This window comes from Salinibacter sp. 10B (assembly GCF_002954405.1).
Taxonomy (GTDB): Bacteria; Bacteroidota; Rhodothermia; order Rhodothermales; family Salinibacteraceae; genus Salinibacter.
On record NZ_MQWC01000004.1, the window covers coordinates 1,505,635 to 1,521,297 of the forward strand.

The window sequence follows — 15,663 nt, forward strand, 5'->3', positions numbered from 1 at the left end:
ATGGCAGACGAACTTGACGTCGACATTGTCACGCCGGACGGACAGACGTTCCAGGGCTCGGCGAACGGGGTGCGCGCCCCCGGCGTGGAAGGGTCCTTCGAGGTGCGCAACGCCCATGCCCCGATGATCGCCGCCTTCGGGATCGGACCGCTCATCGTCAAAACCGACTCGGCCCACGAGTACGCCGACGTACACGACAACCGCATCGTGTTTGCCACGAGCGGGGGCTTTCTGGAGGTCGTGGAGAATCAGGTAACGGTTCTCGGGGAAACGGTGGAGCCGGCATCGGAAATTGACGTCGAGCGTGCCGAAAATGCGGAGGAGCGTGCCCTGCAACGCCTGGAAGATGGCGTGCAGGGCGAGGAGCGGGAAACGTACGAGGCCGCCCTCGAGCGCGCCCGCAATCGTCTTCGCGTCGGGATGGGTCAGGTCGGCACGAAGTCGTAATCGTCCCGGCTGCCTCCAGCCGACAACTCGTGCGCCGTCTCCTCCTACGACCATGGAGCACTGCGGCACGACGGTCTTGGCGGACGCCCCCCACGTGTCGCAGTCCGTCACGGGTGGTCCCCTCGTAGAGCACAGGCGCCCGTCGAATCCCATTGATACCAACTTCGGGAGCTCTATTCCGACAAGACGCAGACTTTCGTAGCACCGTTGGAGTCCAACGGCGCTTCTGGTGCCCTCCTTGACGGCACCGACGATCCGAGAGGCTTTTGCGTATTGCACCGCTGGACCTCCTACCTGAAGTCTTCAGCAGGATGCGGTGTGAGTCTTCAGGAAGCTACCCGGCCCGTCCGTCCGTTTCGGGGGACTCCTTCGTTTCCCGGGGCTCCTCTCCTCCAAACTCGGCGACGACTGTCCGCAACGCCTCGATGCTCACCGGTTTCGCGAGGTAATCGTCCATTCCGGCGCGCAGGCACTCGTTCCGGTCTTCCTTGCTCGCCCGGGCAGTGAGGGCAATAATCGGTACGGGGTCCCCCTCTTCCATCGACCGTATTTCACGGGTTGCCGCAACGCCATTCACCTCCGGCATTTGCACGTCCATCAGCACAAGGTCGAAGTCCTCCTGCTTCCATTTCGTCACGGCCGCCCGTCCTGTGGTCGCCACTGTCACCGCATGCCCCTGTCTCTCTAGCAGCCGAACAATCAGTTGCTGACTGGTCTGGTCGTCCTCGGCCAAAAGCACGCGAAGGGGATGTGTCTCCCCGTCGGTCTGTGCCCCCTCGCTCTTTTCCGCCGTTGCCGATGATCGCGAGGAACCTGCTTCGCCGGTCGTCCCTCTCCTTACACGGTCAAGACAAGTCCGCAACTGGGGTCGTGTAAACGGCTTCAACAGTCGCTCATCGACCGCGGCCCCTGATTCCACGCCGATGTCGGCTTCGGTCATGGCACTAAAGAGAACAATGTTTTCCTGGCCGTCCCTCTTCTCTTCTCGTACCTGCGCCGCCAGCACCCGTCCATCGACCTTCCCGATCGTATCGTCGATCAACACGAGGGCGTACGCCTCTTCGTCTCCGTCCGCTGCTGCTCGTTTCCGAGCTCGGGCCTTCTCTGGTGCGTCTACTAGCGTAGGGTCCACCCCCCACTCCTCCAGCACACGTCCCAGAAGCTGACGAGCCGCATCGTTCTCCATTGCAACGAGTGCCCGCGCTCCGTCCCATTCCTGGAGCGACGGTCGTTCGTCAGTCTGAGACTCTTCTGGGGCCTCTCCGTCTTGCTGACCGGCTTCTCCGAGCTTCACTGTAACATGAAAGGTGCTGCCCTCGCCTACGGTGCTGTCGAGCCAGATCTCCCCCTCCATCAACTCCACAAGTTGGGCCGCAATGACCAGCCCCAGGCCCGTCCCTCCGTACTTTCGGGTGGTGGACATGTCCGCCTGTTCGAAGGCCTCAAAGATGCGTCCCTGCTTTTCAGGAGGGATGCCCGTCCCGGTATCCCGCACCCAGAGGTGTAGCCGAACCGGTGCTCTGGTCTCTCCTGAGTCGGCCGTTCCTTCGGAAGGGGCCGCTGCCTCGCGCTCAATGCCCACCTCGACCTCTCCGGTCTCCGTAAATTTGATTGCATTATCGACGAGGTTCACCAACACCTGCGTTAGACGGGTCGGATCTCCCACGACGCGGTCGGGGACAGCCGGATCTATATCCACGATGAGCTCCAACCCCTTTCGGTGCGCCCGTCGCGCAAGGGTTCGCAGCGTGGGAATTACCTGCTCTCGAAGCGAAAACGTCGTCGTCTCCAGCGTAAGCTTGCCGGCCTCGTTCTTTGAGAAGTCCAGGATGTCGTTGATAATCGACATCAGAGAGCGTGCGGACGACTTCGCCATCGAGAGGTACTGCCGTTGTTCGGTCGTGAGGTCGGTGTCCAGCACGAGCTCAACCATCCCGATCACGCCATTCATCGGCGTCCGGATCTCATGACTCATGTTCGCGAGAAACTCGCTCTTGGCTCGACTGGCTGCTTCCGCCTGTTTTTTGAGCTGCTTCTCCGCATCCAGCTTTTCCCGAATCACCTCGGTCTGCTCCTGCACGGTCCGGCGAAGAGCAATTCCCCAGGACACCGCTCCAAGCCCCAGAACTACCAGCACCACGACGAGCCCCGTCGTATGGCGCCAATCCCACCACGGCGCCGGCTCAACGACCCTAACGTCCGTGGCGTCGCGAAGGGTCAACTCAAACGACTGCGGCGATACTCCCCGGCTCGTCTGATCAACGCGAACATTGTAGATCCCCGTCGCCTGCACCCGACTGCCCGTGCGAATGGACGCTAACGAATCGGCCCCGTTCTCCCCTTGAAGGGTTGCCTCGTACACGTGAGGTCCAGTCCGCAGGGTAAGCACGTGCTGATCGTCGAGCCGAAGGTGATCCAGCAGGGTGGCCTCCAACTGGACCAGATGCCCATCATAGGATGCTCGCAGCGCATTTTTCCCCTGCAGCAAAAACGGAGAGGGGGCCGCCCCCTCCCCACGGACCCGGTACCAGGCATTCTCAAGGATGGGATCGTGCATTCCAGGCGCTTCAAACCCGACGACCGACACCCGATCGCCCACCTCCACAGGACGGTGCTTGCGGGCCTGTACAAAGACTGCCCCCGTGGCGTCCTGTACGTACAGATCCCCACCCGGCGTCTGGTGGGTCACAATTCCTTTCACCCGTGCCATCGACTGGGGACCTTCCTCGGAATCGAAGTTCAGTAGGCGACGAATCGAGTCCGCCGGGAGAGCAAAAGGGGTGTCGGGACCGCGCTCTCGGACGCTGATTGCCGACCAGCCCGGAACGAACATCTTCACCCCAACAAACTGCTCCCGCTCGTTGAACCGAGCACTACACACGCCCCGCACTCGAATGCGAGCGCCGATCAGGTTCTTCGGGGCCCCCTGATCGGAAAACCGGGGTGGAATGTGCAAATCAATCTGCTCCGGTCCCGTATCGAGCGTCACAAACGTGTGCCCCATTCGGTCCTTTTGCAGGGCCTGCACTGTCCCGCTGACAGAACGCCACTGTGCGTCTTCTTCCCCCGTGAGAATCCGCGCGAGGGGAACCGACGGGGCCTTCGGAAGAGGTCCCTTTCCCTGTAAGTGGACCCGCGCCTCTTGAATGACGGGCGCGAAACTTCCCGGTCCACTCACTCCACGAATGGTCACGCGCTGACCGGCGGTCGCACGCGCCCATGAAACCGAATCGGCCGACACGTAAATGCCTCCCGTGTCCCCCTCCACGAACATAATGTCCCATGCCGGATCCACGTAGGTGAGAACTCCCTCAACATGAACGGGATGGCGCCGTTCAGCCTCGGTCTCCGTCATCTGTAATACCGACTCCACGCGCCGGAGTACGGAGGGATCCTCCACTAACGAGGCGGACTGCGGGGACGAATCAGTCCCCAACCGGCGTACCTTTGCCCCTCGTAGATACACCCGATTGGTGCTTCGGGACCGGAACCCAATGACCTCCACCGAATCGCCCTGCTCCACCGTCACGTCACTGGCAGACTGAACCTGAATGGTCCCCGTCTTGTCCCGGAGCCGAAAGAGTAAGCCTCCGGTCCGCCGTGCAACCGTTCCTCGCATCCGAAGGCCGGGCATATCGGCCTGAAACGCAGGATTCTGAACGTGCCGTACGTTGTACGTCGGCGCATCGGAGGCCGGACGCATCACCTGTACTTGCTGCAAGGACGGCACGTACAGTTGGAGCTTGTTGGGGCCATCCGTCACTCGTTCCAAACGAGCAACTGTCCCACGCACCTGGACCTTCGCCCCAACGAGGGTCCGTTCCCCACGCTCCGGAAACCGAAGCACTCGCGTTACAAGCCGCTCCTCCTGACCAACGAGCGTAATTACAAGCCGTCGGGCCTCCGTCTGCACATCGCGAACCACCCCTTCCACCTGAACCCAGTCGGCCGCATGCCGCTCAAGCTTTAGGGACCGGAGGGTTCGCTGGTCGGGACGAGGCAATGACGCCTCGCCAAGCGTCTGGACCTGTACAGAATCGACCCCGATGCTCGGAGACGCGACCACTCCTGTGAGCCGAATACGCTCTCCCACGGACGGCCGGGTCTCCAAGCCGTCGGTGTTCACGTAGAGCCCTCCCGTACGGTCCTGCACAAACAAAAGTCCCCAGCTCGGATCGATATAGGTCACAACTCCCTCCATCCGCACCGGACGTCCGTGTAACGTCTCGTCGATGCTCGCCTGCTCGATCGCGTCGGCAGTGGTATACACCTCGGGGGCCCGCTCGGACTCGCATCCTACCCATAGCATTCCTCCAAGCAAAAGGAGCGCCCCCCAATGCCAGCAAGAACATGCCTTCACGAGCATACCTGTATTCATTCCGGAAAGCTAGAACTGGAAATCATCTCCGCACGACTCCTCTGCTCTTCGATGCCATCGCTCATGCCCGAAATTCTCTTTTTGTGCGTGTCTTCTGCAGTAATAGGGCAAATATCATGCGAAATAAATTACCTCAGTTAAACATTTCCTATCATTTTCTTTCCTCCCCCTTTCTATCTACGCGCATTGCAGCCCTCGCCAGATTCCCCCAGGAAGCCGTCTGCCCGGACACTCATGCTCCTCGATTCGCGACAGGTTTCGTCCGACCGCTGGGCCACTGGACGGAAGAACCACTGCGAACAATCGCCGACCCTCTTTTCGTTCTGATCCGTCCCAATTACATGCCTACCAATCCTCGGGATTTGGAATACGGCCGTCTCCCAATAGACGGGAGGAGCTAATTGATGGGCCTCCCCTCCTTTCAATGCCGAACTCCTCGCCAAGACCGGCGTGGACAGAAGCACTCCAACGGAATATGCGTCCGTCTCATTGCTCTCTTCCTTGAACACTCCGTTCTCATGCGATTTGGGCTTCTCCTTCTGGCCTGTTGTGTCCTCGCGTTCTCTTCTCAGGCCCAGCCTGATCCGGAGCGCCCGCGGGACCAGTTGCTTTCGCGTCCGGCTCTTCAGTCAATCGTGGAGGCCCAAATCGACCGGGACACGGAAACTCTTGTCACAGCACTCAACGCTGACGACCCGGGCGTACGAGCGCGTGCGGCCTTTGCATTGGCATCCGTTCAGGACACGAGTGCTGTCCCCGCCCTTCTGGACCGCCTGCAAGATGGTGTGCCCATCGTTCGTACGGACGCCGCTTTTGCACTCACGCACATGCCCAAGGGGGTGCCTGACGAACGGTTGATGGACGTTCTGCGCTACGAACGGGACCCCGCCATGCAACGCCGCCTGATCGCCGCCCTCGGCCATACGGGAAGTGCCACGTCTCAGCAAGCCCTCCTCGATCTGGGCCTTCCCGACCGGCGAGATCCGGACGTGGCTCTTGCGCTCGCTCGCTACGCCATGCGCGACCTCACGGATGCTCGTGCCACCAACTGGCTCGTCGAGCATCTTACCGCCGACGCTGCCAAGACGCGCCTGCACGCCGCTTACGCGTTTGGGCGAGTCGACTCTCTGGCCACGGGCCGGACCGACACGTTACGCCATGCCCTCGATGCGTACGCTACGAATGATCCGGCGGCCATGTACCTCGTGCGTGCTCTCGGCCGACAGAATGCCCATGCCGACACAGACCGACTCACCCGTTGGCTCCGCGAGGGGGCCGACTGGCGAACGCGCGTAGAGGCTGCACGAGCGCTGGCAGGACTCGACACGACAACCCACCCCGCCCTCATTCGTGCCCTGGACGATCCCCATCCGCTCGTGGCCCGCACCGCTGCTGAGACTCTGGCCGGGGCCGACTGGACGACCGACTCGAACACAGCCATCGGCGTCTGGATCAGTGCCCATCCGGATCGATGGCGAATAATCGCTCCGCTGCTGCGAGGACTGGCCCGGAATGGTCGTCCGGGACGGGTTCTGAAGATTATAAAGCAGTGGCGCAACAATGCCTCTCCCTTCGCCTACGCCGCGGCAATACCAGCCCTGCCCCCCCTCGACCGTCCGGTGGCCGACTCCCTCCTCGTCGCTGCCACGCAACACGACGATTCGCGCATCGCTGCAGCGGCCGTACAGGGAATGTCGACTCGATGGAACCGCGTTCGTCCCGACAACGCCGACCTCTACTTTGATGCCCTTTCCAGCGCCGTGCGCCGCGGCGATCCGGCCCTTCTCTACCACGGGGCCTCTGCTCTCACCGATTCGCTCTTCGTGGCCCGCGGCAGTGCCGACACTCTTGTCGCCACATACCGCACGCTCTCGATGCCCGAAGACCTGGAGGGCATGACTGCTACGCTGGAAGCACTGGGCGACATTGGCTCCTCCACGTCACACTCGGTTCTCCGCAAGGCCCTCGACCACCCTCATCCTTCCATCCGACAGGCCGCCGCTACCGGTCTTTCCCAAACAACTGATACCACTGTCAGGGCCGATCCGCGCCCCCTTCCAAACACGCCGACCCTCGACTGGGATTTCCTCCGCTCCCTCGGCCCGGCCCCCCAACTCGTCCTTTCGACAGACCGTGGGGAGATCACAATCGAGCTCGATCCCGAACAGGCCCCGCAGACCGTGCAAGCAATCTGCCGCTTCGCTCGAAAGGGTCGCTACGACGGCGTACCGTTCCATCGCGTCGTCCCTAATTTCGTAGTGCAGGGCGGAGACTTTGCACGGCGGGATGGTTTTGGGGGACCCGGCACGTTCCTCCGTACCGAAATCACACGCCTCGGGCATCGGCGCGGCACGCTCGGCATGGCCAGCGCGGGCAAAAACACGGAGGGCAGCCAGTTCTTCATCCCTCACAGCCTGCAGCCCCACCTCGATGGGCACTACACGTCGTTCGGGCACGTGGTGGAGGGCATGGACGTGATCGATCAACTCCGGGTGGGCGACCGCATTACGGAGGCAACAGTCTCCGACACAGCGCCATAGACGCCTCCCCGATCAGACCCGACTGCACCTGCCCCTGCGGCTACTCATTTCGTCAAACAACGGCAATACGCCCAGCAGCAACTTAGGCTTCTAAAGTGCGTAAAACGCGTACAAAATCTGTATGACCGTGTCTTACTGTGCTGGTCCTGTCTCCCTCCCATTGCCGTTGCTTTAGCCCAATGTCTCCCCTCTCTTCCGAAAGACAGGAATCGCACGGCTCTCCCTCTTCAGAAGACCTCTCCGCTTCGAACGATCAACATGAAGCCCTCTCCCAGGAGGCCCCTTTCAACGAGAAGGCCTCCTCCATCCCCAAACAAAACATGTCTGTACATGCAAATCTCCCGGTCTCGCTTCGCGGTGACCAGGCGCCTCCCTTTTACTCGGACAGCGAGATGAGCAGTCGGATCCGCGAGCTCGAATGGGCGGACACCCTGCTCGGGCCGATCGCAAGCTGGCCCCCGGAATTAAAAAACGCGGTCGACATTATGCTTGGTGCGAAAGAGGCCATCAGTATCTACTGGGGACCCGACCACCTCCTCCTCTACAACGACGCGTGGCGGGAATTTATCGGAGACAAGCACCCAGACGCACTGGGACAACCGGCCCGCGAAGTGTTTCCAGAACTCTGGGAGGCGATTGGCCCAAAACTCGCTCATGTACTTGCCGGGGAAGGGGCCGCGTACGAACGCGAACAGCGACTGCCGTTGGAACGGGACGGCCGCCTCGAGGATACGTGGTTCGACTACAGTTTCAATCCAATTCCAATGGCCGACGGCTCCGTCGGCGGTGTGTTGAACATCGGGACAGAGGCCACCGAGCGCGTCAAGGCTGAATCGGCTCTTCGGCAGAGCGAGGAGTTTCACCGACTGGCCGCCGAGGCTGGAAATATGGGCACCTGGAGCGTGAATCTTGAAACGGGAGATGCCGTCCTCTCGCCCCGAATGGCTGAACTGATGGGGTACGCACCCAACGAGCACGAGGCCGCCCCAAGCCATTCCGCACCGGGGCATTGGCAGCAGAAGGTGCCCCGAACGGCCTGGATGGGCTCCGTCCACCCCGAAGACCGGGCGGTGCTGGAGAAAACCATCGACACTGCCCGCGAAACGAAGGGGCCGTCCGATCTGGAATTTCGCGTCCAGCACGATGACGGGGTTCGATGGCTTTACGCACGGGGAGAGGTAAACCAGGAGGGACCGGAAGAGGGACCTCGTCTCCAAGGGGCCTCCATCGACATCACTCGGCGACGCGAGCTGGAAGAAGCACTCGTCGGGACCACCGAAGCGGTACGTCGGGACATTGGGCGCGAGCTCCACGATGTCTTGAGCTCAGACCTGGCGGCTCTTGCCATAAAAACCGACAATCTCGTGGGCAAACTAGCCCAGAAGGACTCCTCATCCGGATCTATTCCTCCCGAGGAGACTCTTCCCGCGGAACTGGGCGACACACTCGATGAGATTGCCGAAGGCATCCGGACGGCGACCAGACGGACCCGCAATCTCTCCCATGTGCTTATGCCCGCGGCCCTTCAAGAGGAGCACCTCGCTGCCGCCCTTGAGCACCTGTGTCACGAACAGGGGGAGCTGGGCCAACCTGCCCCAATCTTCGAAGGCGACCGAAAAGAAACGCTTCCCGAACGCAACGAGACGGCAATGCACCTCTACCTTATCGCCCGGGAGGCAATGACGAATGCGCAGCGCCATGCCAAGGCTGAGCACATCTGGGTTCGCCTCTTCCAGACAAAAGAGGCACTGACCCTCACCATCCGGGACGATGGAGACGGTCTCCCCAGGCAGACGGACTCACAGGACGGAATCGGCCTTCGAACCATGAAGCATCGCGCTGACCTCATCGGGGCCTCCCTCCAGGTCACGCCTTTGGAGGAAGGAGGAACGTTGGTCCGGTGTGCACTGCCCCTCTCCCGAGCCAAAGACAAATAGTCCGGACGTCCGGCAGTTTTCGAGCAGCAGGCTGTCCAATCCGGGTTTCGACCGCGAGTACGCCAAGCGTTCCCACCACAGAGAGGTCCAGCCTCTACGCGGATCGGCACGGACCCGGGTGAGGGGATCGTCTGGAGCACAGCAGACAAGGAGGTTACGAGAAACCACCAGAAGACAAAGCAAACGACTGGCCAAGGCCCCGTACTTGAGAGGAATGAGGTCGAATTCAATAAAACAAATCCTCCATCTCCTCATCCGGATCCGCTGACGACTCCGCCGTCCCATTCGTGGCCGGGTGCGCGCGCAACGCGTCGTAAAAGCCCTGATCGTACGTCCGCGTCTTCACGACAATCGGCATCGGTACGGCGTGCCCCAGAAGAAGTGCCTGCTGCTTCGCGTCGAGAGAAGCCAGGATCTCGCGCAGCGAAGAGGCATCGCTCGTGCCCACGAGGGCGGCGCCGATGTCCTTATCGTCGCTCAGCTTGGCGACCATCTTCGTGCCGATCTGACTGAGCACCTCCTCGTCAATAGCGCTCGGCCGCTGGTCCACCACCAGCAGGCTCACGAAAAACTTCCGCATCTCGCGCGCAATCTTGCCGAACGGCGTCTCGTGGGCGATGCCCGGTTCGAGGAATTTGTGCGCCTCCTCGATCGTAATCATGAGCGGCTGCGGCTTGTCGGCCTCGTTCTGGGTCTGCCGGTATCGGTTCGTCTTCTCCTCGTACGCTCGCCGGATGCGCCGGGTGAGGGCATTGGCCACCAGCAGGTACACCTTCAGGTCGTCGTACCGGCCGAACTCCAGCACCACCGAGGTGCCCGACTCCAAATTTTCGAGCAGGGCATCCAAAACGTCGTAATCGTCGGGCGAGGGGCGGGTGGTAAAGAAGTCGTACTCCTGAAATGGCGCCAGCTTGCGCCGCAGCGCCTCGATCGAGCTTCTGTGCGCCCCGGTCTCGTCGGCCAGCCGTTCGAAGTCGTCGGTGGACTGTGCCTCCAGGAGCGTGGTGAGCCACTGATCGCCGTACTGGTTCTTGAGGAGATAGCTGCTCTCGGCGGCGGTGGAATTGAGGTTGAGCGTGTCGCGGAGGGGCAGGATGTCGGCCGGGCGAATCTGGTCGGCGTGGAGGTGCACCTCGTAGTCCGGCGTGTGGCCGCGGTCGCGAGTCGTGGAGGGATCGAGCGAGAAGAGGCTCACCATGCTCGGGAAGAGGTCGCGAAGGCCCTTCACGAACATAGACTGCCCGTCCTCGCCTCCCTCCGCCTGACTCCCGTAGCCGTACTCGGAGTGCATGTCGAACACGAGGTTCACGGCCCGCCCGGTCACGATCGTCCCCGCCAGCAGCAGGCGCGTGAGGAACGTTTTTCCGGTCCCCGTCTTGCCGAAAATGGCGTTTGAGCGCTCGGCAAACTTCGACAGGTCGATGCACACCGGACTCTCCTCCATCCCGATGGGATGCCCCACGTGGAAGTAGGTGCGCCCGTCGTCCCACGTCTCGTCGCCGAACACGCGCGCCACGTCGTCGGCCTCGGCCTGCGCCACCGGCGAGAAGTGCGCGGGAATCGTCTTGACGGATTTCGGCTCCTCGTCCGACAGCTCCGGATGGTCGGCATTGGGCATCATGAGCATGGGCTTCAGCTGCACCGTCACGTAGGTGCCGGAGCCCTGCATCACCTCGCGCAACAGGTCGTCGGACGGATCGGGCGGATTGAGCAGAATCTGCTCGTTGGCCGCCTCAATCTCCACGTCCGTGATCATGCAGAAGAAGTCGAACTGCTCGCCCTGAATCACGACGAAGGTGCCCGCGACAACACTCTCGACGGACTCGGAGGGATCGAGCTTCATCTCGATGCCCTCGTTCAGCGAGCCATGCGTGATGACGCCGATGTGCTGGGTCCGGAAGCTCGACTCTTCAAACATGCGTAGATGCAACTACGAGCAGGGAGATGAACGAGACGCTCCTTGTCACGAAGAGGAGGATGGGGAGGGCTCTTTTCCGTTGAGCGGTTCCCGGCGGCGCGGACCGTCCGTAGCGCGGCGGGTGAGGAAGAGGCCGAGGGCCACCAGCAGGATCTCACCGATGAGGCCGAAGAGAAAGCGGCGGGTCATGCTCTTGAGCACGCGGGGCAAGAACCGGATGGCCGCGTAAAACCCGAGGATGCCGAGGGCTCCCTGGAAGAGACGCGTGAGCCAGTCGGGGGTGTCGAAGCGTTGGAAGATCATGGCAGAGAGGTGGGAATCAGAATAGATCGTTGAGGACAACGTGGGAGCAATGAGCGAATCGGACCTGACCAAGCCGAGGATCGAAGATCGAGAATCGAAGGAGACGAGAGGCGAAAGGCGATGGGAGAAAGGCGTCTTTCGTTTCGGTGTGGGGTGATCGATCCTCAACCTTTGAGTCTCAGTCCTCTTCGCCCTTTTCCTCTCGCCTATCACTCCTCGTCACTGGCGAGCTGACCACATGCCGCGTCGATGTCCTGTCCCCGACTCTGCCGCACCGTCACCGTCACGCCCTCCTGCACGAGCACCTGCACAAACCGGTCAAGCTGCTCCTGGCTCGTGCGCTCGAAGTTGAGCCCCGTCACCGGATTGTACATGAGGAGATTGACCTTGCTCGGCGCCCAGCGCGCGACCTCCGCAAGATTCCGGGCGTCTTCTTCGCTGTCGTTCACGCCCTTAAAGAGGCAATATTCGTAGGTAATCTGGCGACCGGTCGTCCGCGAGTAGTACTGAAGCGCCTCCTTCAGTGCCGGCAGGCTCGTCTTTTCGGCCTCATTCACCGGCATGATGCTGCTGCGCGTCTCGTTGTCCGGCGCGTGCAGCGACACTGCCAGGTTGGTACGCAGTTGGTCGTCGGCCAAATCCTTGATGCGACGGGCAAGCCCGACCGTCGACACCGTAATCTTCTGCGCCGAGAGGTTGAGGCTGTCCTCGTCGGTCAGGATGTCGATGCTATCAAGCACAGCATCGTAGTTGAGCAGCGGCTCGCCCATGCCCATAAAGACGACGTTCGTCACGGGTCGCCCGAAGCGCTCCTCGGCCACCTCGTTCATGTGCCACACCTGATCGAAAATGGCCCCCGGCGTCAGGTTTTCGCGGAAGCCCATCAGGCCGGTCGCGCAAAACTCGCAGCCCATCGCACAGCCCACTTGGCTGGACACGCACACCGTGAGGCGTTGTGCTTCGCCCCGCTCGTCGATCGCCGGAATGAGCACCGTCTCCGCCTCCCGCCCCGACGGCAATTGGAAAAGCGCCTTCACCGTCTGGTCGGCCGCCTGTTGCTGCTCGACAATTTCGATATCCTCAACGGTCGCCTGTCGCTGCAGCCCGCGGCGCATCCGTTTCGGCAAATTCGACATTCGCTCGAAATCGGAAACGCCCTTTCCGTACATCCAGTGAAAAAGCTGCTCGCCGCGATAGCGCGGTTCGCCATGCTCGGCCACGAAGTCCGCTAGGGCTGCACGGTTCATCGTCTTCAGATCCACGCGGTCGTCGGCGGTGCCAACAGTATGTGAAGCAGTCTTGGGTTTCGGCATATCAACAAACGGAACGCCAAAGGGAAGGGGGACGTTTCGGGGGCGTCGTCATTCGATGCTTCGCTCCTGTGCCGTCCCATGCTCTCTTAAGCATACACCTGTTGCGATTCGACAGTCAATGTGTATCTTTGAAATGCAGTGTCATTCCACCGGGCCCCACGCCCCGTGAGCGGGACCTACACGCGGCGCTTCCGCCCCACTCCCTCCACTGTTGCCTGGCGCCGCCGATACGTCACATGCCCCCCTGCTGCGGACAGGACTGTCCGAGCGGGAACCGCGTTGACGGTTTCGCCCTCAGGTGACGCGGAGCTGCGGTGGAGTTCCTCCCGAACACAGCTCGCGGCACGCTCGAGCGGCCCTCTTCCACCTTCTTTGACTCTCATATTTCGCCTCTTTCCAATGCGCGGACTCCTCATCGTCCTGCTTTCCACCTTCCTCGTCTGTCCCGCCTTCGGGCAATACGTCTACGGAGAAGCGGGCCTGACCGTCCCCACCGGATCATTCTCCTACGCCAAGACGGGATTTCAGGCCGGTGTCACCGGTCGGCTTCCGATTCAGGAGTCGGACGTGGACGTTTCGGCCACCCTCCGGCTCGGATACAACGTCAGTCCTCTCCCGCAGGGAGAAATTCGACGCATTACGGGCATTCTCGGACCTGAAGTGAGTTACACGCAGGGCCAGCTCTTCACGAAGGTCCAAATCGGAGGAGGACGAAGCATTCTGGTAGAGGAAGAGCAAAATCAGGCCTGGATCTTCCGATCCCGAGTCGCAGCCGGTGTCGAGACATCGTCCGGAAGCCAGCTCGCGCTTGGCCCTACCTACACCATCACGACCAACGAAGAATCCTGGTGGGGCATTTCGTGCTCGTTCAGCTTCTAGGAACCGTTTGATTGTTGACCGTTGTGCGGTTGGGGACTGTACTTCAGTGCATGTGCCCCCGCGGGGGAACCATCACATTCCTTGACCGCCCCTCCCATCCTACGTCTCAAAGAACGGCTGCCGTACCTGCCAGACCGCCAGCCCAATCATGAGAATTGCAAACCCGCCCGTCACTGCCAGACACACCGCCGGCCCGGCCAACGTAGCAGTCTCTGTCGCAAAGCCATGCAGTCCGTGCCGCAGGCCACTCACGGCGTAGGAGACCGGATTCCCCCACACGAGCCATTGCAGTACAGGAGCCGCCCCCTCTACCGGAAACATTGCCCCCGAGAGAAACCAGAGCGGCAGCAGGAAGAGGTTCATGACGGCGTGAAATCCCCGCGTCGTGTCCATCCGCCAGGCAATGGCGACTCCGAGCGCCGTAAACGCCAGCCCCGTGTTTAGGCAGATCGCAGCGACCATGGCAATGCCGCTCCCCCCCGGCGAGAGATCAATGAGAGGAAGGGCCCCCAGAAACAGCAGGGCCTGTACGGTCGCGAGTAGCGTGCCCCCAAGGACTGTCCCAAAAACAAGCGCCGTGCGGGGCGTGGGGGCAACCATCACGGCCTGTAAAAACCCAGACGTTCGTTCCTCAACGATGGAAATCGTCGAAAAGATGGCCGTGAAAAGAAGAACGAGGGCCAGGATTCCTGGAAACAAGAAAGACACGTAGCTTTCGCCGACGCCGCCCGGCGGACGAAAGGTATTTTGAAATCCCAGTCCTAGCAGCACCCAAAGCGCAAGGGGCTGCGCGAGTGCTCCCAACACGCGACTCCGGTCACGCACAAACTTCAGCATCTCTCGACCGGTGAGGGCCCCAATGGTACGAAGTGCCTGCATTTCGTCTAAGGTGTGGACGTATGAGCGTGGGGGAATGAGTACGTGAAGCAATCCGGTGAGGTACGGTACCGGTACCTCGCGTTCATCAGGACGGCCCTTCGGGATCAGCGTTGCGCGTAAGCACCTTCTCCCGGGAGTCCCCCGGCAGAACCCCTGCGTGGACCATGAACACGTCTTCCAGCGTGGGCGTGCGGATTGTTGCACTGCGGATATAGTTCCCCAACGCCTCGTACAACGCCGACAGGAACGAAGGAGGATCCGACGGAGCTACCTGCACCATCGCGCCTACGATGCGCGTTGAGACCCCGAACTGTGCATCAATCCGGTCGCGGAGCGCGGTGGGCTTATCGGTGTCGAGCCACAGCGTCTCACGTCCCAGCTCGGCCTTGAGGGCTGCCGGCGAATCATCGGCAACGAGCCTCCCCTCAGACAAAATGCCCACCCGGTCGCACCGCTCGGCCTCATCCATGAGATGGGTCGCCAACAAGAGGGTCGTGCCCTCAACCTCCCGCAGACGTTCGATGGCGGCCCAGAAGGCTCGGCGTGCGCCCGGATCGAGGCCCGTCGTGGGCTCGTCGAGCAGCAGGAGCTCGGGACGGTGCAGAAGCCCCCGGGCAAGGTCTGCACGCCGCCGCAATCCGCCCGATAGCTCGGACACTGGATCGTCAGCCCGATCTGCTACGTCGAGCCGTTCCAAGAGCGTGTCGATTCGGGCCTGCCGATCCGCGCCGTGCAGGCCATAAAGCGCGCCCTGAATGCGCAGATTCTCTCGTACAGTCAGGTTCTCGTCGAGGGCAGGCTCCTGAAAGACCACCCCCAGCATTTGTCGCACGGCATCCGCCTCTTCGCTCGTATCCCGGCCGAACACGCGGGCCTCCCCGTCCGATGGAGGCATGAGAGTACTCAGAATTCGGAACAATGTCGTCTTGCCGCTGCCATTTGGGCCTAGAACGCCGTAGAGCGTCCCTGGCGCGACCCGCAGCGACACGTCCCGCAGGGCCTCGTGCGTGCCGTAGCGGTGCGTGACGCCCTGAATGTGAACGGCAGGAGCGGAAGCCATAAACGGTGG

Annotated in this window: 10 protein-coding genes; 4 read left to right on the top strand and 6 right to left on the bottom strand. The window is 61.7% G+C overall.

Going from position 1 to position 15,663, the window contains the following annotated elements:
- Entirely contained in the window at window positions 1-447 is a 447-nt protein-coding gene (atpC, locus tag BSZ35_RS06445; RefSeq protein ID WP_105011665.1) for an ATP synthase F1 subunit epsilon, read from the top strand.
- Between the two features lie 334 nt (window positions 448-781).
- Here the strand turns inward: atpC and BSZ35_RS06450 are convergent, their stop codons facing one another.
- The gene (locus BSZ35_RS06450; RefSeq protein WP_181149210.1) at window positions 782-4,756 is read right to left on the bottom strand and encodes a response regulator; all 3,975 of its coding nucleotides are present in this window, start codon (window positions 4,754-4,756) and stop codon (window positions 782-784) included.
- A 587-nt stretch (window positions 4,757-5,343) separates the two neighbouring features.
- Here BSZ35_RS06450 and BSZ35_RS06455 point away from each other — a divergent pair.
- Window positions 5,344-7,365: a peptidylprolyl isomerase gene (locus BSZ35_RS06455; RefSeq protein WP_105011667.1), complete on the top strand. Its 2,022-nt coding sequence runs from the start codon at window positions 5,344-5,346 to the stop codon at window positions 7,363-7,365.
- A 320-nt stretch (window positions 7,366-7,685) separates the two neighbouring features.
- Complete coding sequence (locus tag BSZ35_RS06460) at window positions 7,686-9,302, top strand: PAS domain S-box protein (protein ID WP_181149211.1); 1,617 nt, start codon at window positions 7,686-7,688, stop codon at window positions 9,300-9,302.
- 226 nt (window positions 9,303-9,528) lie between these two features.
- Here BSZ35_RS06460 and BSZ35_RS06465 read toward each other — a convergent pair whose 3' ends face one another.
- The 3 genes from BSZ35_RS06465 to rlmN form a co-directional block, all read right to left on the bottom strand.
- Complete coding sequence (locus BSZ35_RS06465) at window positions 9,529-11,220, bottom strand: DUF87 domain-containing protein (RefSeq protein WP_105011669.1); 1,692 nt, start codon at window positions 11,218-11,220, stop codon at window positions 9,529-9,531.
- A 45-nt stretch (window positions 11,221-11,265) separates the two neighbouring features.
- Window positions 11,266-11,523 carry a hypothetical protein gene (locus tag BSZ35_RS06470; protein ID WP_105011670.1) on the bottom strand — a complete coding sequence of 86 codons (258 nt, stop codon included), beginning with the start codon at window positions 11,521-11,523 and terminating at the stop codon, window positions 11,266-11,268.
- Window positions 11,524-11,732: 209 nt separating this feature from the next.
- On the bottom strand, window positions 11,733-12,836 hold the full coding sequence (gene rlmN / locus BSZ35_RS06475) for a 23S rRNA (adenine(2503)-C(2))-methyltransferase RlmN (protein ID WP_105011671.1): 1,104 nt from the start codon (window positions 12,834-12,836) through the stop codon (window positions 11,733-11,735).
- A 399-nt stretch (window positions 12,837-13,235) separates the two neighbouring features.
- Here rlmN and BSZ35_RS06480 point away from each other — a divergent pair, with 399 nt between their 5' ends.
- Window positions 13,236-13,715: a hypothetical protein gene (locus BSZ35_RS06480; protein WP_105011672.1), complete on the top strand. Its 480-nt coding sequence runs from the start codon at window positions 13,236-13,238 to the stop codon at window positions 13,713-13,715.
- A 99-nt stretch (window positions 13,716-13,814) separates the two neighbouring features.
- On the opposite strand, the gene BSZ35_RS06485 is transcribed toward BSZ35_RS06480, so the two are convergent.
- Together BSZ35_RS06485 and BSZ35_RS06490 are read right to left on the bottom strand one after the other, a co-directional pair.
- Window positions 13,815-14,594, bottom strand: coding sequence for an ABC transporter permease (locus BSZ35_RS06485; RefSeq protein WP_105011673.1), 780 nt, complete (start codon window positions 14,592-14,594; stop codon window positions 13,815-13,817).
- An 85-nt stretch (window positions 14,595-14,679) separates the two neighbouring features.
- Entirely contained in the window at window positions 14,680-15,654 is a 975-nt protein-coding gene (locus BSZ35_RS06490; RefSeq protein ID WP_105011674.1) for an ABC transporter ATP-binding protein, read from the bottom strand.
- Window positions 15,655-15,663 lie beyond the last annotated feature (9 nt).

Excerpts from the sequence above, each read along its gene's own strand:
- BSZ35_RS06490 (WP_105011674.1), bottom strand. The coding sequence starts at position 15,654 with ATGGCTTCCGCTCCTGCCGTTCACATTCAGGGCGTCACGCACCGCTAC.
- BSZ35_RS06460 (WP_181149211.1), top strand. The coding sequence starts at position 7,686 with ATGTCTGTACATGCAAATCTCCCGGTCTCGCTTCGCGGTGACCAGGCG.
- BSZ35_RS06450 (WP_181149210.1), bottom strand. The coding sequence starts at position 4,756 with ATGCTATGGGTAGGATGCGAGTCCGAGCGGGCCCCCGAGGTGTATACC.
- BSZ35_RS06455 (WP_105011667.1), top strand. The coding sequence starts at position 5,344 with ATGCGATTTGGGCTTCTCCTTCTGGCCTGTTGTGTCCTCGCGTTCTCT.
- atpC (WP_105011665.1), top strand. The coding sequence starts at position 1 with ATGGCAGACGAACTTGACGTCGACATTGTCACGCCGGACGGACAGACG.
- BSZ35_RS06485 (WP_105011673.1), bottom strand. The coding sequence starts at position 14,594 with ATGCAGGCACTTCGTACCATTGGGGCCCTCACCGGTCGAGAGATGCTG.
- BSZ35_RS06465 (WP_105011669.1), bottom strand. The coding sequence starts at position 11,220 with ATGTTTGAAGAGTCGAGCTTCCGGACCCAGCACATCGGCGTCATCACG.
- BSZ35_RS06470 (WP_105011670.1), bottom strand. The coding sequence starts at position 11,523 with ATGATCTTCCAACGCTTCGACACCCCCGACTGGCTCACGCGTCTCTTC.
- rlmN (WP_105011671.1), bottom strand. The coding sequence starts at position 12,836 with ATGCCGAAACCCAAGACTGCTTCACATACTGTTGGCACCGCCGACGAC.
- BSZ35_RS06480 (WP_105011672.1), top strand. The coding sequence starts at position 13,236 with ATGCGCGGACTCCTCATCGTCCTGCTTTCCACCTTCCTCGTCTGTCCC.